The following is a 24,870-nucleotide window of genomic DNA, read 5'->3' as shown; positions in this document are numbered from 1 at the left end:
CAACAAACAAGCCAACCAAAAGGTGTTGTGGTTTATTGGCGTCTCATTTCACGCTTAAACAAATCGTTTGCTTTAGTTAGGGCTATCAACCTGAGTCGACACTCTTTCCATACTTAATTGTAAACATTAGTGTTTCTGTAAAAAAGTTTTAAACAAACCAATCTAGAGTACATGCTAATTTCTAATACATGTCATGGAAAAAAGATGAAAAAAACAGCGTTAGGATTGCTATTTGCAAGTCTCTTGGTTGGTTGTAACAGCAGTAATAATAATGGAGTTACTCCTCTAGGTCAGAAAGGAAAAGTGGAGCATTTAGCCTTTTCAGCTGGAGAAGTACATTGGGTTACGGTCGGTGACCTAATGCCAACACAAAAAACAATAGGGCTTCTACAAAACGACTACAAGCTCGGTCGTTGGCAGCTAGAAGAAGAAAAGCTCTTTGAGGAGTTTTGCGAAACGTACGGCCTGCGAGATTCGGTTGATTATTATGATGACAATAGTGACTTCAATGATCCCGAAAGCTTTAAATGTAAAGAGCCAAGAGAATCCGATGGAGTAATTTCAGAAGATCAAAATGGTGATGAGCGAATCATGGATTGGATCAATACCGTTATTGTTGGGCCAGATGGCGCGCTTTACTTGACCGACGGTCATCACACCTTTAGCCGCTTTCACGATATGGCTGATGGCGGAAAAGAGACAAAGGTGTTGGTGCGCGTAGAAGACAATTATGCATTTGATGTCGACAATAACAGCCTGACGATGGATGCATTCTGGCAAAAGATGCAAGAAACGAAGAATGTCTATTTATTGGATAACGGCGTGGCTATAAATCCCGTGGACCTACCCAAAGATCTCGGCGAAGCGAATGACGAGAACCCCAATGGATTAGTAAACGATGACTACCGAGCCCTTGTGTATTACACACGTGATATTGGGTGGGACAAAGGAGACGCAGAATCAATCCCATTTCTTGAGTATTACTGGGCAGAGGAGCTTCGCGATATTATTCGCGTAGATGACGCTGATACGATAGAAAAATATGTTCAGGCTGTTCTGGATGCATCGCGATATATGGTGAGTCTTCCAAGTTACTACGTACTTGGTGATAGCGGCAAAACAACGGCAGAGTTAGGTCAACTCTCTGAGCTAGGAATTAGTGATACTCAGGGCGCTATCGAAGAAATCATTTGTGAATGGGACCAAGATAATGCGGCAGAAGGAAAGTTGAAACTTGGAAAGCTAGGCTGGGCGTTCTATCAGTCAGGCACTGACATAGAAGATTTCCCTTTTCCATGTAACAACTTACGTGATTACGAGAATCGATATGATTTAAGTCGTTAACGTATCTGTTATCACAGCGTATTGTTCACAGCTACGGCTCCTCCTCACTATCGTGAGGGCCGTAGCTGTAGTAAAGCAAGATTCTCGGTTAGCCAAGTCTCAAGCCTTATACTTAGCTATTGAAACTTTGAGTCAGTTGAGGTTGTTTATTTTCCTCGTGATTAGCTTTTGCGATGAATAACAGCCCGATCACCGGGATAACGATAGCTGCAAAAGGAATCATTCGTGCACCCATTTGACTATCTAATACCATACCGCCCAGGAAGCCGCCGAACGCATTTGCTAGGTTGAACGCAGAGATATTTGCTGTAGCTGCTAACTCTTGACCTTCACCGCCATGCTTCATAACCCGAAGTTGCATTGCGGGTACGTTAGCGAATGAAGCAATACCAAACACAAAAGCAGTAGCTATAAACAACACTTTGCTATCTACACTTGTACCGACGAGTACGAGCGAAACAATCATTGCTATAGCCCAAAACATGGAGGATTTTTGCAGGTTTTTGTCTGATGAACGGCCACCCATAGTATTCCCAATGATTAGACCTAAACCAACGATAACCAGTATCCATGTCACCGCACCTTCACCAAAGCCACTTACGTGCATGGCGATTGGGGCGATATAGCCGTAGAACGTCATAAATCCAGACCAAGCGAATACAGTGATAACAAGACTGATGAGTAGCAATGGGTTTTTAAATGCTGCCAGCTGTGCTTTGACATTTTTTGCTTCGCCATGACCAGATGATTTAACAGTTGAAGCGATGAAGAATAGGGCGACTAGGCCAAAAGCAGCAACAGCCAAAAAAGTCGTGTGCCAGCCGAATTGCAAGCCAAGCCAAGTACCGCCGGGCACACCTAAAACATTGGCCAGTGTTAACCCTGCGAACATCTGACCGACTGCACGACCTGCCATTTTTTCAGAAACTAAGTTGGTCGCTACCACGGCACCGATACCATAGAACGGACCTTGAACCAAACCAGTGACCACGCGGCTCACCATCAACACAAAATAGTTTGGAGAGTAGGCTGACAATACATTTCCGATGATAAACAAAACCATTAGACCGGTCAGGACCGCCTTCTTGTTAAACCGAGACAAGTAAATCGTTAGTAGTGGACCGCCAAACACAATAGCAAGCGCGTAGGCACTGATTAAGTACCCAGCCTGTCCTTCAGTGATTGATAATGAGTTGGCGACTTGAGGAAGAACTCCCGCGATCACAAATTCCGCGGTACCGATAGCGAAAGCTGCGAGGGTTAAGATCCATACCTGAAGCGGCATCTTTTCTGTTTTCATCATTTATCTCTTTAATCATGTTTCAATGAAGTCAGTATATTGGCTGGATGAAATTTGATAATTGGGTAATAATCGAATTCATTGTTCATTTGAACTGAATAATGTGATTGAAGGAAAGGTTGTGGACAAGTTTTCAGACATGACGCTGTTTGTCAGTATTGTAAAGAACCAAGGATTAGCAGCGGCGGGTAGAGAGTTGGGCTTATCGCCAGCAACAGTGACCGCAAGATTACAATCGTTAGAGGAGCGTTATGGTGTCAAGTTGCTTAATCGTAGCACAAGACATATTTCGTTGACGGAGTCCGGGGCTATGTATCATCGAGCTTGCCTCGAAATTATCGATAGTGTCAAAGAGGCGGAAAACTTGCTTCAAACGGGCACAAAAGAGGTTCGCGGGACACTAAAAATCGCAGCGCCTCGAGATATTGGTAAGCAACACATTTCACCACTACTTTCGAAGTTCACTGAACAATATCCTCAAGTGATTCCTTATCTGTTTTTGAATGACAATTTGTCCAACATGGCGGAGTCCGGCTTAGATGTTGTTGTTCGATACGGTGAACTAGCCGACAGTAATCTTGTCTCTCGCAAATTAGCGTCCAGTCATCGAGTTCTTTGCGCGTCTCCTCAGTATTTAGCTAGAAAAGGTACGCCAATTATGCCAGAAGATTTACAACACCACGATTGTTTAGCCATGGTCCGTAGTAATGAAGAAATGAAGACTTGGCACTTTCAGGAGCATGAGCAACATGATGTTGTAACGGTAATGCCAAAGCGTTTTTCAGATGATGGTGAGGTGATTCGTCAATGGGCGCTAGATAATGCTGGTATTGCGATGAAATCATTTCTAGATGTACAAGAAGATATTAAACAAAAACGCCTAGTTACCGTGCTAGATGGTTACATGAAGAATTTCAATTCATCTACCTCTTCTGCAGGGGCAGATTTGAATGTAATTTACCTCAGTAGAAAGCATCAACCGAAGCGTCTTCGATTGCTTGTAGACCACTTGATTGATCACTTTCGTGACATATAGGTGACTTAGATTGTGCAGCCTGCGATATCCGTCCAGCAATGCTGAGTTTTCGAGGGGTTAGCTTGTCCTCACTCATAGATATGTTTGTACTCCAAGTGTTTAAGATCTTCTCTGCCCGTTGCGTCTACTGTTTTGATTGCAACAAGGCTTTTATTTCCTCTAAATCCTTATGAATCTCTTGGATTTGTTCGTGGGTAGCGAGTATCTGTCTTCCATTATGAGCAGGTGTTAATAGAGGTAACTCAGATTCCTTGTCTTGTTCTGCAATAGCGTGCTCGGCCGTCATTGTCTCAATCACGACACCAATCATCATGTTCAAAAAGACAAAGGCAGTGAGAAAAATAAAGGTAAGGTAGTAAATCCAACTAATGGGATAAACTTCCATTGTCTCATACATAACGTCCGTCCAATCTTCAAAAGTAGCAATGCGGAACAAGGTGAGCATGGAGATTGATACATCTCCCCACAGTATATCGTTGATGTCTGAGAAGACTAAGCTACCAACGACTGCATAGATATAGAAGATAATAAACATGAGAACGGCGATGTAGCCCATCTTGGGGATCGCTTTAATCAGCGCATTGATGAGTAGCTTGAGTTGTGGGATTGCAGATACCAGTCGTAATACTCGAAATACTCTGAGCAAACGGGCGATTAAGATGCCTTGTCCTGCTGCAGGAATTAAACTACCGATGACGATTGCAGCGTCAAATAGATTCCAACCACTTTTAAAGAAATCGAGTTTGTTTCGATAAGAGAAGAACTTGATGACGATTTCAACTAAGAAAAACAGCAAAATACATGCATCTAACCATTGAAGAGTTTCGACTAGAGCATCGGGCAGTTCAAACGTTTTCGCGCCTATTGTAAGTGCTGCCAGTATGATCACAATGACAGTTAACGATTGAAAGTACTTATTGTTGTTGATTGCGTTTAACTTGAGGTGCAAAGAGGAGATCATAGATGTCGCTCCTTCGTGTCTAAGTATCTATTGTTACTTAAATGTTAAGTTAACTTTTTTGTTTTTCGCCAGTGGAGAATTGCGACATTTTATGAACGTTTTGGGACTTGCAGAGCAAGTGACGATGAACCAGCCACTGTCGCAAGGAGAAGGAGGGAAAGGTGGCCGCCCTTCCCACCAAAGCTCGAACACCACACTTTCGAGGCAATGAGTTGTACTGCTCAAGCACGCTCGATGATAAACAGTTTTGTTTTAGTCGTCTATTGAACAATAAACGTACACACCAGATCCCTCAATAGTAAGTATCGACACGTTGAAATAGGTCGGGCTTGACCGGTTTTAGAGGTGAGTGTGGATGATGATTTAGCAGCTTATCAATCTATCAGTTTAGTCGATAAGTACCTAACTCGACACCCATTATAAGTTCCTTTACATTGCTGCTTAACAATGGACGAGATGGTTGCCTGCTCTGATGAATGTTTGGGTTATAACTTGCAACCCCTTCAAGGAATGATATTACTTAAATAGTTAGATTAGAACTTGAGGTAAACATATGTCACTGTTTACGTATGCGCGAGATAGTAAATATTATTCTACTCACAAGAGTGATGCTGATACTCGTAAATGCATGGATTGTATGAAGGAATTAATCCACGAACATGCCCAGCATTTTTCAGGATTGCCATATGAAGCAGCGATTGCTGGAGAACTTAATGGGTCTGTGTTCGTCTCGAAAGGTGAGCTTGAGGAAAAAGAACCTCCTATAGGCGAGCCTATGGGCTGCCGCTCTGATTATGATCGAGATGGTTTAAAGCGTTATGTTTTACTGTACGTGGATAAGTGTGTACGTATGTACAACGGAGCATCAAGTAGCCTAATCAATTCTGCTTATGCATCTATCGTCGAAGCGATGTTTGAGATGCAGTATATTACTTTCGAAGAGGCCGAGGATCTTTTAGCTGAGACGCTTAAGGATAATGCATGAATGGGTTAACGCAAAAGCAGGTGGCACTTATCCGCCATTTGGGGCAAGGCGCGATTGTCGAAGTTGTAAACAAAGCCTCACCATTTGACCCACGTACATGGCGTACTTTAATCGGTCGTAAACTGATCGTGTATCTCAAAACGAAGCGCATGTATCGATTGACTGCGAGGGGAGAGCGTGTTTATTCGCAAATACGTCACCTGGATCAAGATATAAGAACGATCATCTGACGAACCATTTCCCAAGCACTGGTTAGCTTGAGTTCTTAACCGAAGAACTCACTAAATCAAACTCCTGATTAGTGAGTTTTTTTGTATCTAAATAGACACCTGTTTGATCAAAGGCACTGAATGAAAACCGCACTAGGGTATACCTAGAAGATGTGCTTTGATTTTTATATCAGTCTGAGTGATGGATGCTAATTACTTTTAACTAGAAAGGCTTGATATTGTTCATCCCAACAAGACGATAAAGGGCAATTAGTATGAACAAAAGTATCACTCAAGCAGAAGTCACCAACTACATACAGGAATGGTTTGAACAAATGGACACAATGCCAACCAGTTCAGACTTTTTCACGCAGCGCTTAGCCGACGACATTAAATGGATCTCCCCAGGTTTTTGCTTTGATGGGAAGGAGCACTTTGATGTTTTTCTTCAAGGAGCTAGGGCAATGATAAAACCTGAATGTAAACACACGGTAGAGCACATGGTTATAAGAGAAACTGATGGTTACTGTGAGGCGATTTTGAGTATGCATATGGTGGGACAGAGCTTCGAAGATAGTGAATTTAAAGGACAGCCCTTAGATTTACGCAGCAAAGAGGTGTGGAGGTTTGTAAGAGATACATCAAACCAAATCAAGATGTCTAAATGCGTGATTGAAGTCGCCTAACAAATGTATTCGAGGTACAAAATGAAGAAACTTATTACACTATTGGCAATGGCTGTGTCATTCAGTGCTGCTGCGGAAAACGTTCATCTTCGTGATATTCAGGGTGATGTTTTTAAACAATCAGCGAAAGTGATAGAAGAGAAGGGTAGCGTATCAGTTGATTACATGTTCAAGTGTTCGACACCTGTAAACCCTATCGGACAGAAAGGAACTTATGCAACGAAAGTGGAAATTGAGCTAACCGCAAAAAACGGTGTTATTTCGGCGTATACACCCGACTTGAAAGATTTGGAAGTCCGTCATTGCCAGTCCAAGATGAAACCTGTAGGTACGCACAATTTGTTTGCTGCCATTATTGATATGGGTAAGTGAATCCAAGCCCGGCTCTTTGCCGGGCTTTTTTGATCCCTTAAGATTTTCCAAAAACGATCTTGATACCCAACCATCATCTACTGTGGGATGTCTGAGTGAGACAATATAAACAGCATGAGTTTCGGAACGCTACTTTGAACGAGAAGAATCTATTTATTAGTTAAAAGTAACTTGTTGTACGAAAAGTCGTATGACTAGCTTTTAAGCTACCGCTTTAAACTTGGTCATTGAATCCGTCTCACAACCTTCATTTAAAAAAAGTGTTCAACTGTACAGCATGTTTTGAAAACACATTTTTCGTTTTGCTGGGAGTCCGTGTATAAAGTTCACTTAACTTATCGGCTTTGCATTCGGGACAACCATTGCCCGACAGATGGTTAGTAGCGGTTTGTTCAAACTCACCGTGTATAGGACAAATTAGCATCACTTTCTTGTGTGCAGTCTTATAATCGACTTTGCTGTAGTCGTAAAACTTCGGACCGTGCTTCAAGATACCTTTCACCTTAAATAGACCGTTTGTAGATCTTTCTGTCATGTCCTATTTCACAATCAAAAGTGAGCCATCAGGACGTCGCCAAACTTCTTTTATGCCGATTAGCTTTTGCCACCAGCGTCTAGAAACTCGCGTCATATTCATTTCTTATATACCTTTTTGTATCCAGTTTCACCGGGGGCTTTGATGATAGGCTAAGAGGCGAGGTTAGATAAGTTAGGTCATATTATTGAGTCGAATAGTTGCCTATTGACTAAGTCCCAATTAATTGTCGCCAAGATTTACCCAACGCTAGAGCTACTGTCATTCCATAGCAAAGGGGACTTCACTTTACCAACGAGCAGTGAATGCCAGTTACATGTCTCTGTTTTTTGTCATTTGGTTACAAGTTTCGAGAGAACTTCACATTCGCGAGGATGATGACGAAATGAGACATGCAGAAAATAAAAGATATTGGATTAATTCTGTCTACATACCTGTTCTTATACGAGTGCTTTGAAAATTATCAGGCTTATTTACGCAAAAAGCGGCCTAAGCCGCTATTTTTGTGTTTATCGATTAGGAGTATTAAGACCCAGACAGTTTAGTTACAACCGTATCAAACAGGCTATTACCCTCAGAGCGATTCACTCGCTCGGTCATCGTGTGTCTTATTTTTTGCTCCTCGTTTCCAAGGAATAAAGCAATACCTGTGTACAAAATAATGATGAGTGAAATTACCATACTAGTTACCTTTTAAAATCGTTTACCTAAGATGAGAGTCGCGCCATTTCATGTACGACCCTTCTGATACATAAGAGACGCTTCCCAGTTGTCATCGAACTCTTTTGAAACACCGACCATGGTTGACCAAGAGTCGTTATGCTGTCTTACACTGTACTCATGACCATCAATATTTCCTCGAATGTACCTGTCGTAAGATTGATATTGCGCGCCTGCCATGATCCTGAAATCGTTTGGTAGCATGTAACCAACCATCGGTGTTACGACCAGGGCATTAAGGTTTGCGCCAACCCCGTTTACGGAAGTAGCAACGTAGGTCGTGTCTACGGTTCCGAACCAATTGCCATAGCCCGCCGCTAAAATCGCGCCAACACCAATGATGTCGCTCGTTGTGCCTAAGTCATTAATATGATCGCGAGTGACAGTGCCATCGAAATCATTCATTCCTAGGGTTATGTTTGACGAAGTTGTGGCTTTACCAACCATTGCGTGTAAGTTTAGGAATGGTAATACCCACATATCTGCGCGAAGTGCTAACAGGCTTGTTGTATTTACAGTGCCACTGACACCGTCGGGCATGTCTTCACCAATGTTTGGGTCGCCTTGTAATGTAAAGTTATCAAGGCCCATCTTGTCTTCTTGAGAATGAGTGAATACCGATATGCCGATGGGTTTAGGTAGTTTAATTCCTAAATCTCGTACTTCATCACCATAAAATGGTAAGGTGCGCCCATAGTCTTCGTCGGTAGAATTAGCGCCACCATTAATATCTGAGATGGCGGCGGATGTGCCAAAAGACACTACTGATGCAAGCAGCATAGCTTTATTTAATATGTTCATTGTTGCCTCAATGCGCTGCTCTTCTACATGTAATAAAGGAAGAGTCGTTTGCTGAGCTACAAAACCATTCCATCGATTTGTTTGCTCTTTTGTTTTAAATAAACAATTATTAGAACTAACCAATTTTCTAGTTAGTTGTTATTTGTGGAATGAATAAAATCTTATAACTACGAAATTATATTATTCACACTGTTTAATTATTGCTACGGACTCGATAACCTTGCCCAGGCTTGGGTGGCCTCTGCGCAAATCGACAGTGACACGATATAGCGTGTCACGAAGTTTAGGTACAAAATGCTTCCGAAATCGATCGCGTGCTAGGGCATCGGTTCTATATCGCATCGTAATATTTTTTAGTACTTTCTTTGTGTCTAGACACGTAACAATAATATAAAACGGTCTAAGCGGGGCTATCGTCATAATGAATACATCTAATTAAGTTATGACTTTATGTGTTCTCCAATAGTTCACACTCAAACATAGAAGGGTAATTCTCATGACCAATTACCTCACGGAGCTTGGTTATATAACCCTGTCGTTCCAATGTTATAAGTGTTGCTAAATTTCGTTTAGAAAAAGATACGCGCTTTTCTCCAATAGCATGCATTGAGCGCAATACCGCTATAACTAAAGTTTGTGAGCTTGACAGCTTCATCAGAGCCTCCTGTTATCAGTTTGGCTACATTGATGGCGTAGCGTTAGGGGCGACAGCTTGCTGTGCAATACTCGGTACACCGGCGGTAATCTTTTCAGGGCATGTATAATCTGATTTTACGATTACTTCTGTCTCTATATCTGTGGAGCTTTGATACAAGCACTTCTTCAATGAGGCTGACTCGATGTGTTGTCCATTGCTTCTTTCGAGGACAACCGGTTTTTCGGTGATGAAATCACCATAGTCCGCAAAAGTGAATGATGATGCTAAAAGTAGAATGCTGGCGAGTGTTTTAGTGCCAATAGATTTTAAGATACTTTTACTAATCATTGTTGATACCTCGAGTTCAGAGGGCGGCCACCCTCGTACAATTTTATTTTCGGGAAGTTGTGTATGTTTAAAGCTGTTATTTGAGATAGTTGCTTTATTGTTAGAAGTTAATACCTACAGCTAATGCTGCTTGAGAGTTGTCTTTAATAACGCTATTTGCTTTCTGCTGGTCGTTCATGTTTATCTTCTGAACTCGAAGGTCGACATAGATATCTACTGGTGTATTAAGGCGTACCCCGGCTGCTGTGGTGAGGTAAGTGCCTTTGAAACTATTTAACTCTGTTTGAGGCGCTGATGCGGTTCCACCAATAAAGCCACGCTTTGTACCATTGATGTAGGCACCGCCCACAGCAATATATGGCTTGATATCCCAGCCTTTGGCAAGGTTAAATGCGTAACCCATCTCAGCTTCTAATCGAACATCTCTGCCGCGGATATCACCACCTGCATTAGTTCCATCGCCTGATTCAGAGTAACCAGCGGCACTAAAAGCCGTGACCGAGCCATTAATAGCGAAAACGCGGTTGAAGTCATAACCCGCTTCTATTTTTGCGCGGTTGCCTGAATTTGCTGTGTTGCCGTCAAAGGTAAACTCTTGTCCAGAAACAGCGCCCACCCCTAAACGGAAACCTGAGTAGTCTTTGGCGAAGGTTGCGCCAGAAGTGATGCTTGTAAAAAGTGCGACTGCTAGAAGTTGTTTTTTCATATTTGCCTCAAAAATATTTCAGGCATCCATGCTAGGGAACTGTAGTGGTTTGGAATCCGCGCCCAGACCGGGTGTATTGTTAACTCACGCCAAGAACTGGTCGACTTGAATGTCGATAGCGTGTGTTTTTCGATGTGCGCTAATGTAGTGTGTTTTTTAATCAGGCTCAAAATAGGTATCGCTCGAAAACACGAATAGGTGAATGGATTGTTCAAGCAACGTCGAACGATTCTTGTAAAACTAAGAAAGCCCAACGCTAGGTCGGGCTTTAGTCGAGTGACTGAACTGACTTTAATTAGTCGTTTTCACGCCAGATGTTCGCGTCCGAACAATCCAATCCACTGTGGAATGTTTTCCAGCAGTTCTGGTAGTTGATTGGGATAGGCTCGTAACCACGTTTTTCAAGAATATCCATTGTTTTCGTACAGCTACTATCGATAAAGATACGGCCATCACCAAGCGTTGAGGAGTTAGCAACACCACGTGCGATGTCTTCGATTGGTAGGGGAATGATCTCATAGTCTTTTAGGAAGTTTGGAAATTCGCCCCACATACCGTTTTTACCATCATCAGGTAGACCGATAACACCTTCTTCGATGTTCATCATGAAGCAATCCTGATGATAAGTGAGATTACTGTCGAACCACATCGTTTCACACTTGTAACCTAGCTCGGATAATAGGCGCATATACAGGTCTCGACCGCGTGGCCAGCCTGCAGGAGCACCTTGACCATTTTGACTTACTTGCGCGATCGCTGCTTCTGACGGTGCGCCATAATTAAATAGAATCGTTTTATCAGGCATCTGTCGGAAATCACACAAGTCTAAACCTGCAAGTCCCATCGCTGATGTTGGATTCGGCTCACGGTTGATGAATGGCGCCATAAATGCATCAGGGTCTTCTTCCATTAATGCGATGGTTGCAGCTCGAGCAGCTGGTTCAGCAGGTTTTGTTGGACCAGCACATTGAGTAATAAGAAGAGCGTTACGCGCCATTTGCCACACAGCACCGTTATAGATAGATAGGTATTTGGTTCCTTGTTCAACCTGGTTGAAATTGATGATTTCATCCGGGTACCAGCCAACGGTGTTGCGAATAATTTTTACGCCTGCTTTTTGGTACTTTTCATCACGATCAGCAATGTCAGAGACAATGCCATCGTAAAGTTCAGGATTAACATCGCGGATTGCTTTGTTCGCGTTTTTACCCCATTCTTCGATCAAGTCTGGGCTGTTGTCTGCAAGTAGAGCTTGCATTTCTACGGTCATCTTTGGGTAAAAGACGGAGAATGGGTCGCCTACCAAGCAAGCGCGCAACTTAGCCGAACAATGCTCCTCATAAACCTTGATTCCTTGACCACGGATCTGGTCTTCCCAACTTTTGTTGTATAAGTCCCACATCTCTTTTTGGTTTTCTGGTTTTTTTACTGGGTTGTATGCCAGTTCTGCCGACGTTGGTAGATTTTGGTTAAACATAATTACCTCGATAGTTTTCAATCAAAGGCGATCCTTGCTGTTGGGCATTCTAGAGTCCGACTCAAGCCAATAAATCAATTGATACAGTCCGTTTCTGTAATAGAAGGCCAATACGAAAATGTATCTATTGAGTGCCTACTTACTTAGTAACACTCAACGAAAGCTAATTTAATTGATTTGACAAAAATGGACAAAATAGGTATCTCACGGAATTGCTAATAGATTGTAAAGTCCGGATAATAAAAAACTCGGCTTATAGCCGAGTTCAATTGATATTATTAAGATGTCGATGTGAAAATTCTTGCGAGTGAACTGAAAATACTATTTATACAATAAATCTATTAGCTTTGTGCATGCTCTGTGAATAGAGCTTCGGTACTGGATTCCAGCTACAATACGAATCACCAGCACTACAAATACGAGCAGAAGGGTTTGCATTATTACCTCATTATCGGAAATACAGGCGTTGACGGACTGTCATTGCTTTGGTGTGGAAAAAACGTCCGATATAACCAAATATCGGACGGGTCCTATCAATCCTTGGGTGTAATAGGTAAAAGTATGTGACTTAAAGGTAGGTGGATGCAAATACCTATCTATAAGTCGAGAGCAAGACCAAAGACCTTGCTTTCCTAGGCAGACCAAAGGCTTAATTAAGGTCCATACGTAGGTTAATTGAATAGATTGTTATCAGCAAATGAGATTGTTATCAGCAAATGAGATGGTTATCGGTATTGTGAATAGACGAAGTTCACATAAACCATGAGCAATTGTTGAAGTGCAGTAGCTAATTTGCACCAAGGTTTGTTAGTCGTGATTGTTTAAGTTCACGCATAGTTTTACTGTGTTGGTACTCCGCGCCGACTCGCCCACACTTGATTCCTAGTGGGTCGATACCTCTGCGCTCGAGTTCAGACTTTATTTGTGAGTCGGAGAACTGGTAGTTGCTTGCTAGTTTTGTGTTTCTGATCGTCTCATTTTCAGAGAGAGCAGCACATAGGTGGTAACTATTCGCGCCTTTCAAGTAAGAGTTGTTGTTTGCGCAGCCAAAGAGTGTAACTGCCATGGCTAGTAGGAATATATTTTTCATGGTCTACCTATTATCATTTCTAAGTATTGGCTCTTTGTCCCTTTCAGCCTCCAAAATTTCTCCGAGTAGCGATTGCTTTTCCAGTTCAGAGATCAGTGTTAGTCTTCCGGATTCTACTTGCGGACTATCGCCCTCGCATCGTCGTAATACAACTAGGGCGCGTTCTATCAAATAGTTCCCGACTATCATTTCTGCATGCGAAGATTCAGCAGCGTCATTGATTTCATCTAGCAGACGACAAAGTCTGCGTAATTGAGGGAATTGGTTTTGTTCAGTCATAATAATTCATCCATTCTGTAATTCACTGATTTGTTCTATTCAGCGTGTAGAACTATTGTCCTATTACGTAATATTGAATGCGAATTAGGTGACCATCGGGTTCGTTAATAGATAAAGTTGTAATCCACGCTTGCTTAAAACAAACTTAAAATGAAAAACCAATACGTGGAACTACCACATATCATCCATTGATTGAGTTTCGAGTTCATAGTGTGATTCAACCTCATACTCAACTTCTGCCTCATATTCCGCTTCGTATTCATACTCGGCTTCTACTTCATACTCATATTCGGCTCGATCGACAGCATGTGCACATTCTCATTTTGCAAACTCGCCGTCAATTACGCCTGCGCCAGCACCGATTAGTGCTCCTTTTTTTGTATCTCCTGCCATTGCACCGATGACCCCACCAATGATAGCACCGTCGACAGCGCTCGTAATTGGTGTGGCATAGCAATCTTCTACGGATGCATAGGCTTGTGTACTGAACACGGAAGCAGCAACCAGCGTGAAAAATAGTTTTTTCATTATGTTTCCCCCCTTAAAAGGCTGTACCAAATTTAATTTGGATCGCAGTGTCGGTTTCACTTCTAGATACATCCACACCTGCTTTAATGCCAAGTTGGCGGGCGATGGTGTAGCGAAATCCCATACCGATGGTGTTGTTCCAGTCGAGCTTTCTAGCACCGTGGTCATAGGCGGTACCTGAACCGGTAAAGCCAATGATCTGGTAGCGAGTATTGATGTTGTAGCCAACTTGAACCTCACCCAGGGCAACGTTGTCACCCTGGTTTCTAAGGGCTGCGATACCGCGCATTTGAACAAAAGGTCTAGCGTAAAAAGGAACATCTCCGGCGGTGTTAATCGTGTTTACTCGCCATGCTAGAGACCATTTGGTGTTGATTTCATGGTAAGAGCGTACGTCGACATTTAAACGTTGATGGTTAAAGTCGCCGCCCCAACGTTTGTTGTAATCTGAATAGATGATCTTGGCTTTCATGCCGTCTGTGGGTGCAAACTGATTATTCAAGCTGTCATAGGTGAGGCGTACGTTTGCTCGCGCACCTTTGTTTGTCATTCGGGTCGCTGCATCTCCAGCGAATGTAACGTCACCAAGGAAATAGTGATATCCAGCACCCACAAAAAAATTACTATCGAATAAGCGGAAATCAATGTTTGAAAAGGCATAGTTACCTTTAAGGTTCATTCGAGTTGGCGTATCAAAGCCATGGAAGTTTACGTTGATATTGGCTTTAAACAGACCGCCTTCGAAGCGCACTCTATCGTCTAGCCATACTCCTTGGTGGAAAGCTCCGCCAAAACCAGTACCGTTATTTGTTCCAGCACCAATGACACCAGAAATACTTGGAGCTATTGTTGTTACTTTTTCCGGGTTTTCACGACGGATCTTTTTTTGTTCTTCCGTCTCATGAAAAAATATCGCGCCGAGCCCTGCACCGTAGCCAATTGCAGGATCAGTAATTAACATTGGGATTGGCATAAAGCCTGTCGCTCGTTCGAGAAGAAAGCGACTGGCATCAGGCTTTCCGTCCACCGGGTCGATAGTCATGGGGCTTTTAGCGGCCACGCCAAAAGAGAGCATGATTGCTCCAAGTACTAGTTTTTTCATTATAAATGCCTCGATTAATTGGGGGCGGACAATACATGATGAAAAAACAACCAGCAAAATAGATACCCATCATAAATGCAGATGGGTATATCTAAGGGCTTGTAATCTAGAGCGTCATTTTGCAAAGCTCACAATGGACTTCCTTCCAACCTACAAGCTGAATACTTAAATGGATTGGTGCAACTTGTAGTATCACAATAGCTGATGGATTCCTTTTTGTTCGACTATATTAGACTCTATTATCATTGACGCTACAGGTGAGGGGCATGTGATGCACCTTATATAAAATACAGTTTAATTTTAAGAGGTGTTTAAGATGAAATTAGTACTTTCGACTCTAGCCATTTGCTTACTCGTTGTTTATGCATGCGCAGTTGGAGCTTACTAATCTGTGCCGACAGATAAAACCTATAAGTTGACTTAGCCTACTGTGTAATACGGCACGTCAACAAGAGAATCTAACTCTGCCAAAGGTGGCCGCCTTGGTGAGTAAAAAGACGTTTAAGAGGTAATCATCATGAGTATTAAACTAATAGCATTAATTGTAGCCCTTGTTTCGGTTGTTCCTTTCGGTAACAGCAAAGAAATTACGAAAGAAAAAATAGTTAGTCAATTAGAAGAAATTGAGGACAGATTCACTCCCCGTATACTCGGTGAACTATTCGGTACTATAAAAGGGTGCAGATTATCGGGGAGAATTTCAAAAGATAGTGAAGCAAAAGTATTAGGAGAAGGACGCTTCGAAGAGATTACCGATGCAAAGATCCAGAGTCCACAGAATGTGATTGTATTTGATACTGCATTTTATTTGGCATTTGATAACGCGCATCGAGGCGATATTAGTTGCAAAGATTTTAGTGAAAGTCTCACGAAGTATGTTGATAAAGCGGATAGATACAATCAGCTTATCTCTTTATCTAAAGCCACCAAGAACAGTTGAGCCCAATTTATTGGGCTTTTTTATTGATGCGATCTCCGAGTTGTGCAATTGGAAGGTGATGAAATTGTCCGGCGAATGTCAAAATGAGAGTGTTAGCACGAAAATCAAATAGTACCATTCGACATCCCGATGGGTACCTAATTTCTAAAGTATCAATTAAATCAGTAGTGTTCGCCTCGAAGCGGGAATAACCCGAAATAATAGTTACTTCGAGGTAATAAAATGAAAAAAACAGCAATTGCACTAACCGTGGCGGCACTTTTTACATCTAGTTTGGCTGTAGCAAACACAAAAGCAGGTGACTTTAAAGGTGGGTTAGAGTTTGACTCCAAGTTTAGTATGAACAATCCAGAACACGCCAAAAAGAAAGGACCTAATGGAGATACAGCGCCTCTCCGTAAACAAGATTTCGGCGCGAAACTATTTTTGAGTTATCAAGGTGTTGGTTTATCGGTCAAGCACAAGAATACTCAGGAAACGGAAACAAACATCAACTACACCTACGGTTGGGAGCACGTTTGGCTCAAAGGTGAAGCCGAGCATGTTGGAAAAACGTATGGAAACAACCAACAGAAACTAGGCATTACTATTGGCTCACACCTAAACGGCTTGTTTGATACTAGTTTACGTTACCGTGAAGATAGAGATACTCAAGGTACGGAGAGTACGCGTTCTAAAGTGAATCGTGCGGACCTATTTGTAGGTAAGCAATTAACTGACAATCTTTACTTGAATGCTAAACTTATCAACTTTGACCAGCAGAATAGTCAGATTAATTCGCAACCTGGCAACAAGAAGAATTGGAACAATGTAGAGGTAAAAGCGACCTTTACGGGCTTTGATAACTTCAAACCATATGTAGAATATGAGAATGCGTTTGTGCAAAAAGTGCAGCGTCGAGATGACAACCTAAAAGTCGGTGTTGTATTCCCATGCTAAATATCTTTTAAGATAGATATCTTATCAGTAAACAGAAAAATATTATGAGAGCCTTCGAGAAATCGAGGGCTTTTTTTAGTTCGCTTTTGATCTATTCGCTTTCTCGAGCGTTACCTATTTTGCTGCCTCTATGCAATTACGTTAAATTCACCACGTTCAATTCTGCTTGATTTTTACGAGGAAAAATCAAGCATTTGATATCTATAATCGAGGTAAAGAAAATGAAAAAATTGCTTAGCGCAATTGGACTACTTGTAGCGTTTGGAGCACACGCAGGTGATGATACAGCACTAGAAAACAAGCAAGAACCGACCGACAAGAAAGAAGAGATTAACTATGGAGACCCAACAGCTATCTTTAAGTCTTTTGGTGTTCTTCATAATCTAGATGGCGGTGTTCAAGCAAACATAATTTATGGCCACGGGAAAAACTACTTTCAAGTTGACTTAACGAGTCAATATAAAGATCAAAAAGGTAAAGAAGGTACCAAAGGATTTAATTACCGCGCGCGCTACTTTTATGTGGATGAAGGGCTTGGCTTTAGTGGTGACATCATTGGTACACATAACCAAAATACCAACTCTACTATGGCGTTGGGTGGCATAATCTACAAGATAAATGTAACTGAGAACTTTATGGTATTTCCTATGCTCGCAGCGGGATACAGTCACGCAAAATCAAAGCATTCGAATGAGGAAAGCAGTACGCCAGTCGTTCAACCGGGCTTGTACGCGATGTATGCTTTTGACGGAGGACACTGGTTATATGCGAATCCTAAAATGACCCATGAGTTTCGCGATCCTCGCAATGCAGATTACCAAAAGTACGATAAAAACCAGTGGGAGGTCGAGTTCGGTGGCGGTTATATGCTAAATGACTGGTCCTCGTTGGAAGTTAAGGTAGAGCACAAGTGGGCAAACAAGACTCGCCGCCCGAATGCATCCAGACTAAACAAAGATGACACTGTTGGGTGGGTTAAGTACGCCGTATTTTGGTAAACTGTCAACGATAAAGACTTTTTAATAAGCCCTGGCATATGCCGCAATGTAGATCAGATAAGAATCGATTGACCGATCCTTCTGATGAGAGACAATCGGAAACCTGTTTATAGGTTTCCGATTTTTTATGTCTATTCAAAACTTCTTTGCCGACTTCCTCGAAGAAAACCCTGTCGATGTAGCTCAACTCACTACATTCTCTGAACACATTCCTGATGAGTGGGTCGCTAAAGCAGCCTCTCTGTCTGATAAAGCGACAATCCGTCGACGCCGATTACCGAGTGATATGGTTTTGTGGTTAATTGTTGGTATGGCTTTTTTCCGTAATGAACCCATTGCCGAAGTCGCACGGAGAATGAACGTCTGTGCAGACGGTTTGGCTGATGAAGAACTGTTGGCAAAGAGTGCTTTAACCCAAGCAAGGCAACGCTTGGGTAAAGCAGCACCTGAATGGCTATTTAGGCAATGTGGGAGAACGTGGGGGCTTGAGCGATACCCTGATGATACTTGGCAGGGCCTACAGGTTTTTGCTGTAGATGGTGCTCTTTTTAGAACAGCTGACACACCCGAACTAAGAGAACATTTTGGCTCTGGTAATACGTCTAGCAATAGACAAACCCCTCATCCAGTATTGAGGGTTGTGACCATGATGAACGTTCGCTCTCATGTCATCGTTGATGCTGCGATAAGCCCTTATCGCCGAGGTGAAATCCCTCTAGCGATGCCCTTTATCAACGCTTTACCAGACAACTCTGTGACATTACTGGACAAAGGTTTCTATGGAGCAGATTTACTCCTTTCTCTCCAAAGCAGTGGAATAAATAGACACTGGCTTCTCCCTGCAAAGAAAGGAGTCAAATATACCCTATTAGACGATAAAGAAAGCAGTGACATGCTTGTGGAAATGAAGACCTCACCGCAGGCTCGTAAGAAAAACCCTAATCTTCCTGAGAAATGGACTGTCAGGGCGGTCACTTACGAGGTCCAAGGTAAATCCAAGACGGTGTTTACCTCTCTTCCTAGAGATAAGTACGATGCTCAATCCGTGGCAGAGCTTTATCATGAAAGGTGGGAGATCGAATTAGGTTATCGTGACATCAAGAGTTCGATGCAACATAACGCTTTAGTGTTGAGAAGCAAAACAGTCGAGCTTGTCTATCAAGAGTTATGGGGACTGCTACTCGGTTATAACTTGGTGAGACGAGAAGCTAGTCAAGCCGCCGTTGAACACGGACGCTTACCTAATGAAATAAGTTTTAAGTATGCTTGCCAATTTATAGCCAGCCAGCTCAAAGTGATGAGTAAAGCGGTATCTTTAGGTAACACGCCGAAACGCCTAAAGAGCCTTCGAGGTGATTTGTCTATCCTCTTCATAGACAAACGCCCTAAGCCAAATCGGCCTAGGGCGGTAAAAATATCAAAAACCCGATACCCTGTTAATCGCAACGCAGCTCCTCTTAAGTGAACTACGTTGTGGCATATGCCGGGGCTTATTTGTATCTAATGAATATTAAACAAAGCTTTATACAGTAACTACTAGTGTCAATATTTAATGAAGTAATAAACGACCTATTCGATTTTTCGAGCGGTACCTATTTATGATGTTTTTCTTAATTCATTTATTATTCTCCTCGCTGACAAGGGAGACCTTTCAGTAATGGTCAGTCACTCGATGGTATGAGTGACTAACAACCATGGATGGCCTTTTAAATATCAAATTAATTTTCGAGGCTAAATATGAAAAAGCAAACTCTAGCACTAACACTAATTCTTGGTTTAACTTCTGGCGCAGCATTCGCAAAAGATGACTACAGCGGTTTCCGCGTAGGTGTCGGTGCGGTTTCTGGTCAAAAATCTGCAATTGATGCAGATGCAAAAGTGTCAAAACCAACAGCTAAAATTGAAGCTGGTTATGACTTCAATCGCGTATTCTCAGTCAACGGTTCTATTACGGACCAACGCGGTGAAACTGGCAGCTACAAGATGAAGGGCAATGAAGCAAAACTTGAAGGTGAAGTTGGTTACGCGTTCAACGTTGGTCAAGGTTGGGACATCAAGCCTTACGTTGCTGCAGGCGTAGCTCACTCAAACGGTGCAATTGAAATTGCGGGTGAATCAGACCGAGTACGTGGTACGACACTATCAACGGCAGCTGGCGTGCGACTAACAACACCTATTGGTATCTATGTTGACGGCCGTGTACAAAAGAACCAACTGTCAAAACAACAAAAGCGTGAATCACGCTTTACCGACAGCTCTCAAGCTGCGGTATCGGTAGGCTTCAAATTCTAAGGTAGCCTCGACGGCTTGATTTATTATCGAGCCATTTAATTAAGCCCTGGCATTTGCTGGGGCTTTTTTATTGGACTGAGCTCTGTTGTACAACTAGTTGTCGCGATTACATGATTAGGTTAGTAACGCCCAGAGTAAGTTACTTGCCATTCTCTATTGTTACTTCCAAGTACCAAGTTCACGATAGATAATTTCGTAAATCATCGACAATTGCTACTAACTATTGGTTATAGCGGGGACTTTGGGAGTGAAAGACAAAATGAAGAAACATTACTGGATCTTGATCCCGCTAATTGTCTTATTTGTGTTGGTATATCTATTACCGTCCGAGAAGGTTGACCAAAACCCGAAACATGCGGAGTTAGAAGCAGGAGCTATTCATCAACGGAGTAATCCGAATAATGATACCGCTTCAGAGTCGGCGTTAAATCAAAACCATCCAAGGACCATTACACCACGCGATAATTTAGAGCAATTGACGCGTATCAACGAGCAACTAAACGGTCTGAATGAAACCCGGTTAAAAACGAACTTAAATGGATTCTCAGAAACTACCGCGGACCTAGAAGCGTACTATGATGACACATGTTGGCTGACCTTCTATTTATCACTCGGTTATGACGAGGATGATATTGCCGCCATGATCGCTCTTCGTAGCCAGTCTATGTCTGACGAATATCAACAAAATGCGAGTGATCCAGACCCATCGATACCGCCACATTCAATACTTGTCGAGATGCTAGCGAGTAATGTTATTGCCTATCTTCGTGATGAAGCAGGGATGACGTTTCAAGAAGTCATAGACTTCTCAGTACAAGATATTCACCAAAGCTACTCCGTACCGGATGGGACCATCTTAGACTTTGCTCATTTGTATTTGATTGATGAGTTGGAAAGACGGTTGGAAAACTATGCAGTCGATGAGCAAGAAGTGCAATTTGACGAAAACAGTTCAGCACTTACGAGGCAGTTTGTTGCTTATCTAGACTCTGACAATGAATATATACATCAGGCCAAAGATCCAGTAGTGTTTTCAGAACCTAACCTTGTTGAGCAAGAATATGACGTTGAGAGTGAAACCATCGAGTGAAGGGCCAATAACTGTTTCTTTCAGCGAGAGTGAAGGTGTAAAGTTTAGAAGTGGTAACGAGCCATTTTCTAATGCCCCTTTGTTAGATGACCCGGCTGTTACCCTCCTTTATTCAATAGGGTCTTGTATGGCCATTTCCATCCAAAGACTAGCGAAGCGAAGAAAAGTCGACATTAATTCATTTAAAATTCGGGTGACAGGGCATAAAGGCCTAACTTTGCCGGCTCACTTTGCCAGTTATGAACTTGAGTTAAGTCGAGGAATTCATCCGGATATAGAAACCGCTCAAGTGTTGCTCAAAGATGCCAAGAAAATCTGTACTATCGGTAACAGCGTTTCAGGTACCTTTGAGCTCACAATAGAAAGCCAGTTGTTAAACAGCATTGATAGGTAGTCGGATCTGGAAGTGCGCTCCAATGGAGGCATCTTGCTCTACGATTCGAATATCGCCTTTCAATTTTTGAGTCACTAAGTTATAGACAATAGAAAGCCCCAATCCCGTTCCGCCTTGATTTCTATTGGTGGTATAAAAGGGGGTAAAAACCTGATGGGCTATTGCGTCATCGATTCCAACACCATTGTCTTGATAATCAATGATGACCTTGTCATCAACCTTAAATACTCTAATAAACACGAGATTATGTGACTCTTGGCTGCCTTTGAACCCATGTTGGCAACTGTTGTTGATAAAGTTGGTGAGTATTTGTTCAACTGCTCCTGGAATGGTCTCGAGCTTGAGGGCTTCCGGTATATCGACCATAAATTCAACCTCATAAGGTTGATAAAGTGGTGCAATACTGGCGATAAGATTTTCACATAAGGGTTTAAAGGATACGACTTCCGCCGCTCCATGGCCTTCGTTGTCAGAGGTTTGCTTAAACTGTTGTACCAATAAAGCGGCACGCTCCAAATTTGTGTTCGTCATATTAATAGCAGGGATAGACGACTCAAGAAACTCGACAAATACAGACTCGTCTAGCTGTTGATTTTGGTAAGCGCGCTCAAGCTTTTTTATTTGCTCATCGACGATAGAAACAGACGTCATTGCAACGCCCAGAGGGGTGTTCACTTCATGGGCGACTCCAGCCACTAATTTTCCTAGCGCTTCCATCTTTTCGACCTCAACTTGATAGTTTTGTGCTTTCTCGAGGTTTTGAAGCATCTCTTTTATCCCTTCGTTATGCTCTTTTACACTCTGCTCAAGTTGAAGCTCTCGCTGACTGGGCGAATTAAGGGATAAAGATTGCTGTGCAGTTTGAATGGTAGTTCCTAATGCAAATACGGTGCTTATCACAAATTGAATTGCAGCACTATCTGGCGTGGCTTGATGAGGTTTTTGGCGAAGCAGGATAAAGCCATTCAACTGTCTATGTAACTTTACTGGCACAAGTATCGCTCTAAAATGGGTCACATCGACATCACCCATCCATTTGGCATTTTCAGCATTGTTATAGGCATACACTAGGTGACTGCTCTTTGAAAGTTGCTGTGCAAACTGATCAAAAGAGTGCTTATCGATCGGTGAAAAGAGTTTGGCTTCATCACTGCTGATAGTCTGGTAGCCAACACAATCAATTTGATCACTGCTGACCGCTAACCATAAACTGGCATCGTGAAGGTAAAGTGATTGAACAAGTGTTTCTAGTAGTAAGGTTGAATAACCTGCTACATCGCCTTGCTTAATATATTCGCTGTCTAAAAGCCGGGTTAGCTTTTTTGTGTACATAGATACTTCCGTGATTCGAGATTACTGATCGGCGTCTGGATATTGCTTTCGGATTTCCATTATTTCATCGAAATTTTGGATAACAATGTCAGCGATATCTGGGTCAAAATGATGCCCTTTTTGTTCTTGAATCAAGGCAATAATGTCTTCATTTTTCCATGCCTTTTTATAAGAACGAGTGGAACCAAGTGCATCGACCACGTCTGCTATAGCCATTAAACGACCCTCGAGCGGTATTTCGGGTCCACTTGTACCATTCGGATAACCTGAGCCATTCCATTTTTCATGATGGGAAAGTGAAACCATTGCACCCATCTGAGGAATTCCGTAATTGAGTTTACTTAGTAACTTATGACCTATTTCAGGGTGGGTTTTCATCACAGCCCATTCGTCATCATCTAATGGTCCGGGCTTATGGAGAATTCGCTCTGGAACACCGATTTTGCCAAGGTCGTGCATAGGTGCAGAGTGCTTGATTATTTCGACATGTTTTTCACCAAGACCTAGTTTCTTAGCGATGTATTCACAGATTAAAGCTACTCTTAATACGTGTGCACCCGTCTCTTTCGACCTAGTTTCAATGGCTTCACTTAACATTAGCATGAGTTGTTGTTGTACTTCTTGAACTTCATTTTTCGCTCGCAAGTTTTCGAAGACCAAGACGAAATTTGAAGTGAAGTGGGGAAGAAGGTTTTTCACCCCCTGAGAAATGGGCTTGGCAAAATCGCAAACCAGTGTGACAGTTTCAAATTCATTAATTTTCATGTAATGAATGTAGTGATCATCCTCTATTTTAACCATAGGGCGGTCTGGATGCGAGATGATTACGTCTACTAGCATTTGTTGAACCGAACTGATCGATTCTCCTTCAATGAGCGTGTTATTGTCTGTGAGATGAAACTGTTTTTGAGTAGGTTGGGAGTAGGGCATGTTGCTCTCAATCGAAATACCTAAGCTCAAGTTATCCTGCTTAATGAAAGATTTAAGCTCTGTATAGGCCGAGAGAAGAAAGCCGTTGACCTTAGAATGAGTCAAAATTGTCTCGGTCGCGTTAAGAACATGTTCAAGTTTCTTCTGGTTGGAGGAGATGATTTTAATGTCTCTATAAGCTCTTAACGCGGTAAGCACAGATGTTTTTAATCTAATCGCATTGAGTTCGGTTTTGTTTTTATAGTCATTAATCTCATACTTTTGTATGACAGTTTCTTCTGGCGCCGAGCCAGGTTGGCCGGTGCGTAACACTAGTCGAATATGTTGATCATTCCTCTCTTCTCTAATCCAGCGGATTAACTCCAATCCCGCTGAGTCTGTCTCCATAACTACGTCGACAAAGGCGAGCGCGATGTCCGAATTATCACTCAGAACTTTACGTGCCTCAGTGGCTGACGACGCTGTAAGGATTTTGACTTCAGAGCCTTGAAAATAAAGGCCTCGTAGTGCCATTTTTGAAACAGTAACAACGTCAGGCTCGTCGTCTACCAGAAGCACCTTCCATGGTCTTTTGTTACTGGTAATGTCGCCCGTCAATGGTGGGCTAGTAACTGTTTCTTTTGCATGGGAATTATTTGAGAAAAGGGTATTTGGCATCTGTCTTTCCTTAACAAATATAAAGCATAAATGTAAATAAACTTGCTGGCTATTGTCGGACTTTATCTTATTAGAACCTAAGTTCTAATCTCCACAAATCCTTGTGGTGCCTTTACCAACCTTACAATTTATCTACACAATTTCAATTCAAAAAAGAACTGATTTATGACGTGAATGGATTA

26 protein-coding genes are annotated in these 24,870 nt (G+C 42.2%); 13 read left to right on the top strand and 13 right to left on the bottom strand.

The window, feature by feature from the left end; all coding sequences use genetic code 11:
• The first annotated feature begins 204 nt into the window (after positions 1 to 204).
• Entirely contained in the window at positions 205 to 1,344 is a 1,140-nt protein-coding gene (locus J4N45_RS23405; RefSeq protein WP_252014780.1) for a ParB/Srx family N-terminal domain-containing protein, read from the top strand.
• A 112-nt stretch (positions 1,345 to 1,456) separates the two neighbouring features.
• On the opposite strand, the gene J4N45_RS23400 is transcribed toward J4N45_RS23405, so the two are convergent.
• The gene (locus J4N45_RS23400) at positions 1,457 to 2,644 is read right to left on the bottom strand and encodes an MFS transporter (RefSeq protein WP_252017232.1); all 1,188 of its coding nucleotides are present in this window, start codon (positions 2,642 to 2,644) and stop codon (positions 1,457 to 1,459) included.
• 121 nt (positions 2,645 to 2,765) lie between these two features.
• Here J4N45_RS23400 and J4N45_RS23395 point away from each other — a divergent pair, with 121 nt between their 5' ends.
• Entirely contained in the window at positions 2,766 to 3,680 is a 915-nt protein-coding gene (locus J4N45_RS23395) for a LysR family transcriptional regulator (protein ID WP_252014779.1), read from the top strand.
• A 124-nt stretch (positions 3,681 to 3,804) separates the two neighbouring features.
• Here J4N45_RS23395 and J4N45_RS23390 read toward each other — a convergent pair whose 3' ends face one another.
• Positions 3,805 to 4,641: an ion transporter gene (locus J4N45_RS23390; RefSeq protein WP_252014778.1), complete on the bottom strand. Its 837-nt coding sequence runs from the start codon at positions 4,639 to 4,641 to the stop codon at positions 3,805 to 3,807.
• A gap of 553 nt (positions 4,642 to 5,194) precedes the next feature.
• Between J4N45_RS23390 and J4N45_RS23385 the strand changes: the two genes are divergently transcribed.
• From J4N45_RS23385 to J4N45_RS23370, 4 genes are all read left to right on the top strand, one after another.
• Positions 5,195 to 5,626, top strand: a complete 432-nt coding sequence (locus J4N45_RS23385) for a hypothetical protein (RefSeq protein ID WP_156110908.1) — start codon at positions 5,195 to 5,197, stop codon at positions 5,624 to 5,626.
• Positions 5,623 to 5,856 carry a hypothetical protein gene (locus J4N45_RS23380; protein ID WP_252014777.1) on the top strand — a complete coding sequence of 78 codons (234 nt, stop codon included), beginning with the start codon at positions 5,623 to 5,625 and terminating at the stop codon, positions 5,854 to 5,856. The genes J4N45_RS23385 and J4N45_RS23380 overlap by 4 nt, the downstream gene beginning before the upstream one ends.
• A 254-nt stretch (positions 5,857 to 6,110) precedes the next feature.
• Positions 6,111 to 6,521: a hypothetical protein gene (locus J4N45_RS23375; protein WP_252014776.1), complete on the top strand. Its 411-nt coding sequence runs from the start codon at positions 6,111 to 6,113 to the stop codon at positions 6,519 to 6,521.
• A gap of 21 nt (positions 6,522 to 6,542) precedes the next feature.
• The gene (locus tag J4N45_RS23370) at positions 6,543 to 6,893 is read left to right on the top strand and encodes a hypothetical protein (protein ID WP_252014775.1); all 351 of its coding nucleotides are present in this window, start codon (positions 6,543 to 6,545) and stop codon (positions 6,891 to 6,893) included.
• A gap of 247 nt (positions 6,894 to 7,140) precedes the next feature.
• On the opposite strand, the gene J4N45_RS27300 is transcribed toward J4N45_RS23370, so the two are convergent.
• The 9 genes from J4N45_RS27300 to J4N45_RS23330 form a co-directional block, all read right to left on the bottom strand.
• The gene (locus J4N45_RS27300) at positions 7,141 to 7,428 is read right to left on the bottom strand and encodes a DUF723 domain-containing protein (protein WP_353505886.1); all 288 of its coding nucleotides are present in this window, start codon (positions 7,426 to 7,428) and stop codon (positions 7,141 to 7,143) included.
• 525 nt (positions 7,429 to 7,953) lie between these two features.
• A complete protein-coding gene (locus tag J4N45_RS23365; protein WP_252014774.1) occupies positions 7,954 to 8,109 on the bottom strand; it encodes a hypothetical protein in 156 nt (51 codons plus the stop codon).
• Between the two features lie 48 nt (positions 8,110 to 8,157).
• A complete protein-coding gene (locus tag J4N45_RS23360) occupies positions 8,158 to 8,949 on the bottom strand; it encodes an outer membrane beta-barrel protein (protein WP_252014773.1) in 792 nt (263 codons plus the stop codon).
• 679 nt (positions 8,950 to 9,628) lie between these two features.
• Complete coding sequence (locus J4N45_RS23355) at positions 9,629 to 9,934, bottom strand: hypothetical protein (protein ID WP_252014772.1); 306 nt, start codon at positions 9,932 to 9,934, stop codon at positions 9,629 to 9,631.
• 100 nt (positions 9,935 to 10,034) lie between these two features.
• On the bottom strand, positions 10,035 to 10,640 hold the full coding sequence (locus J4N45_RS23350) for an outer membrane beta-barrel protein (RefSeq protein ID WP_252014771.1): 606 nt from the start codon (positions 10,638 to 10,640) through the stop codon (positions 10,035 to 10,037).
• 295 nt (positions 10,641 to 10,935) lie between these two features.
• Positions 10,936 to 12,117: a hypothetical protein gene (locus tag J4N45_RS23345; protein ID WP_252014770.1), complete on the bottom strand. Its 1,182-nt coding sequence runs from the start codon at positions 12,115 to 12,117 to the stop codon at positions 10,936 to 10,938.
• A 787-nt stretch (positions 12,118 to 12,904) separates the two neighbouring features.
• Complete coding sequence (locus J4N45_RS23340; protein ID WP_252014769.1) at positions 12,905 to 13,207, bottom strand: hypothetical protein; 303 nt, start codon at positions 13,205 to 13,207, stop codon at positions 12,905 to 12,907.
• A gap of 597 nt (positions 13,208 to 13,804) precedes the next feature.
• The gene (locus J4N45_RS23335) at positions 13,805 to 14,014 is read right to left on the bottom strand and encodes a YMGG-like glycine zipper-containing protein (protein ID WP_252014768.1); all 210 of its coding nucleotides are present in this window, start codon (positions 14,012 to 14,014) and stop codon (positions 13,805 to 13,807) included.
• A 13-nt stretch (positions 14,015 to 14,027) separates the two neighbouring features.
• Complete coding sequence (locus J4N45_RS23330; RefSeq protein WP_252014767.1) at positions 14,028 to 15,116, bottom strand: BamA/TamA family outer membrane protein; 1,089 nt, start codon at positions 15,114 to 15,116, stop codon at positions 14,028 to 14,030.
• A gap of 517 nt (positions 15,117 to 15,633) precedes the next feature.
• On the opposite strand from J4N45_RS23330, the gene J4N45_RS23325 reads away from it, so the two are divergent.
• The 7 genes from J4N45_RS23325 to J4N45_RS27235 all read left to right on the top strand — a co-directional run bounded on the left by J4N45_RS23325 (position 15,634) and on the right by J4N45_RS27235 (position 21,769).
• A complete protein-coding gene (locus J4N45_RS23325; protein ID WP_252014766.1) occupies positions 15,634 to 16,056 on the top strand; it encodes a hypothetical protein in 423 nt (140 codons plus the stop codon).
• Positions 16,057 to 16,278: 222 nt separating this feature from the next.
• Complete coding sequence (locus J4N45_RS23320) at positions 16,279 to 16,995, top strand: hypothetical protein (RefSeq protein WP_252014765.1); 717 nt, start codon at positions 16,279 to 16,281, stop codon at positions 16,993 to 16,995.
• Positions 16,996 to 17,216: 221 nt separating this feature from the next.
• Positions 17,217 to 17,993 (top strand): hypothetical protein, encoded by a 777-nt coding sequence (locus J4N45_RS23315; protein WP_252014764.1) that lies wholly within the window; start codon positions 17,217 to 17,219, stop codon positions 17,991 to 17,993.
• A 127-nt stretch (positions 17,994 to 18,120) separates the two neighbouring features.
• Positions 18,121 to 19,458 (top strand): IS4 family transposase, encoded by a 1,338-nt coding sequence (locus tag J4N45_RS23310; protein WP_252012245.1) that lies wholly within the window; start codon positions 18,121 to 18,123, stop codon positions 19,456 to 19,458.
• 272 nt (positions 19,459 to 19,730) lie between these two features.
• Positions 19,731 to 20,285, top strand: a complete 555-nt coding sequence (locus tag J4N45_RS23305) for a porin family protein (RefSeq protein ID WP_252014763.1) — start codon at positions 19,731 to 19,733, stop codon at positions 20,283 to 20,285.
• A 259-nt stretch (positions 20,286 to 20,544) separates the two neighbouring features.
• On the top strand, positions 20,545 to 21,375 hold the full coding sequence (locus J4N45_RS23300; RefSeq protein ID WP_252014762.1) for a hypothetical protein: 831 nt from the start codon (positions 20,545 to 20,547) through the stop codon (positions 21,373 to 21,375).
• Positions 21,347 to 21,769, top strand: a complete 423-nt coding sequence (locus J4N45_RS27235; RefSeq protein WP_286036909.1) for an OsmC family protein — start codon at positions 21,347 to 21,349, stop codon at positions 21,767 to 21,769. Before J4N45_RS23300 ends, J4N45_RS27235 begins: the two co-directional genes overlap by 29 nt.
• Here J4N45_RS27235 and J4N45_RS23290 read toward each other — a convergent pair.
• The gene (locus J4N45_RS23290; protein WP_252014760.1) at positions 21,749 to 23,101 is read right to left on the bottom strand and encodes a sensor histidine kinase; all 1,353 of its coding nucleotides are present in this window, start codon (positions 23,099 to 23,101) and stop codon (positions 21,749 to 21,751) included. The genes J4N45_RS27235 and J4N45_RS23290 overlap by 21 nt on opposite strands.
• A 21-nt stretch (positions 23,102 to 23,122) precedes the next feature.
• Entirely contained in the window at positions 23,123 to 24,688 is a 1,566-nt protein-coding gene (locus J4N45_RS23285) for an HD domain-containing phosphohydrolase (RefSeq protein WP_252014759.1), read from the bottom strand.
• Positions 24,689 to 24,870: the final 182 nt, after the last annotated feature.

The sequence above is a fragment of the Vibrio sp. SCSIO 43140 genome (genome assembly GCF_023716585.1).
GTDB classification, from domain to species: Bacteria; Pseudomonadota; Gammaproteobacteria; order Enterobacterales; family Vibrionaceae; genus Vibrio; species Vibrio maritimus_B.
The sequence above is the reverse complement of the archived record's forward strand: the minus strand, read 5'-3'. Positions and strand labels throughout refer to the sequence as shown.

What these genes read in the sequence shown, in the direction of transcription:
- J4N45_RS23405 (WP_252014780.1), top strand. Translation starts at nt 205, where the DNA reads ATGAAAAAAACAGCGTTAGGATTGCTATTTGCAAGTCTCTTGGTTGGT.
- J4N45_RS23400 (WP_252017232.1), bottom strand. Translation starts at nt 2,644, where the DNA reads ATGAAAACAGAAAAGATGCCGCTTCAGGTATGGATCTTAACCCTCGCA.
- J4N45_RS23390 (WP_252014778.1), bottom strand. Translation starts at nt 4,641, where the DNA reads ATGATCTCCTCTTTGCACCTCAAGTTAAACGCAATCAACAACAATAAG.
- J4N45_RS23385 (WP_156110908.1), top strand. Translation starts at nt 5,195, where the DNA reads ATGTCACTGTTTACGTATGCGCGAGATAGTAAATATTATTCTACTCAC.
- J4N45_RS23380 (WP_252014777.1), top strand. Translation starts at nt 5,623, where the DNA reads ATGAATGGGTTAACGCAAAAGCAGGTGGCACTTATCCGCCATTTGGGG.
- J4N45_RS23375 (WP_252014776.1), top strand. Translation starts at nt 6,111, where the DNA reads ATGAACAAAAGTATCACTCAAGCAGAAGTCACCAACTACATACAGGAA.
- J4N45_RS23370 (WP_252014775.1), top strand. Translation starts at nt 6,543, where the DNA reads ATGAAGAAACTTATTACACTATTGGCAATGGCTGTGTCATTCAGTGCT.
- J4N45_RS27300 (WP_353505886.1), bottom strand. Translation starts at nt 7,428, where the DNA reads ATGACAGAAAGATCTACAAACGGTCTATTTAAGGTGAAAGGTATCTTG.
- J4N45_RS23365 (WP_252014774.1), bottom strand. Translation starts at nt 8,109, where the DNA reads ATGGTAATTTCACTCATCATTATTTTGTACACAGGTATTGCTTTATTC.
- J4N45_RS23360 (WP_252014773.1), bottom strand. Translation starts at nt 8,949, where the DNA reads ATGAACATATTAAATAAAGCTATGCTGCTTGCATCAGTAGTGTCTTTT.
- J4N45_RS23355 (WP_252014772.1), bottom strand. Translation starts at nt 9,934, where the DNA reads ATGATTAGTAAAAGTATCTTAAAATCTATTGGCACTAAAACACTCGCC.
- J4N45_RS23350 (WP_252014771.1), bottom strand. Translation starts at nt 10,640, where the DNA reads ATGAAAAAACAACTTCTAGCAGTCGCACTTTTTACAAGCATCACTTCT.
- J4N45_RS23345 (WP_252014770.1), bottom strand. Translation starts at nt 12,117, where the DNA reads ATGTTTAACCAAAATCTACCAACGTCGGCAGAACTGGCATACAACCCA.
- J4N45_RS23340 (WP_252014769.1), bottom strand. Translation starts at nt 13,207, where the DNA reads ATGAAAAATATATTCCTACTAGCCATGGCAGTTACACTCTTTGGCTGC.
- J4N45_RS23335 (WP_252014768.1), bottom strand. Translation starts at nt 14,014, where the DNA reads ATGAAAAAACTATTTTTCACGCTGGTTGCTGCTTCCGTGTTCAGTACA.
- J4N45_RS23330 (WP_252014767.1), bottom strand. Translation starts at nt 15,116, where the DNA reads ATGAAAAAACTAGTACTTGGAGCAATCATGCTCTCTTTTGGCGTGGCC.
- J4N45_RS23325 (WP_252014766.1), top strand. Translation starts at nt 15,634, where the DNA reads ATGAGTATTAAACTAATAGCATTAATTGTAGCCCTTGTTTCGGTTGTT.
- J4N45_RS23320 (WP_252014765.1), top strand. Translation starts at nt 16,279, where the DNA reads ATGAAAAAAACAGCAATTGCACTAACCGTGGCGGCACTTTTTACATCT.
- J4N45_RS23315 (WP_252014764.1), top strand. Translation starts at nt 17,217, where the DNA reads ATGAAAAAATTGCTTAGCGCAATTGGACTACTTGTAGCGTTTGGAGCA.
- J4N45_RS23310 (WP_252012245.1), top strand. Translation starts at nt 18,121, where the DNA reads ATGTCTATTCAAAACTTCTTTGCCGACTTCCTCGAAGAAAACCCTGTC.
- J4N45_RS23305 (WP_252014763.1), top strand. Translation starts at nt 19,731, where the DNA reads ATGAAAAAGCAAACTCTAGCACTAACACTAATTCTTGGTTTAACTTCT.
- J4N45_RS23300 (WP_252014762.1), top strand. Translation starts at nt 20,545, where the DNA reads ATGAAGAAACATTACTGGATCTTGATCCCGCTAATTGTCTTATTTGTG.
- J4N45_RS27235 (WP_286036909.1), top strand. Translation starts at nt 21,347, where the DNA reads ATGACGTTGAGAGTGAAACCATCGAGTGAAGGGCCAATAACTGTTTCT.
- J4N45_RS23290 (WP_252014760.1), bottom strand. Translation starts at nt 23,101, where the DNA reads ATGTACACAAAAAAGCTAACCCGGCTTTTAGACAGCGAATATATTAAG.
- J4N45_RS23285 (WP_252014759.1), bottom strand. Translation starts at nt 24,688, where the DNA reads ATGCCAAATACCCTTTTCTCAAATAATTCCCATGCAAAAGAAACAGTT.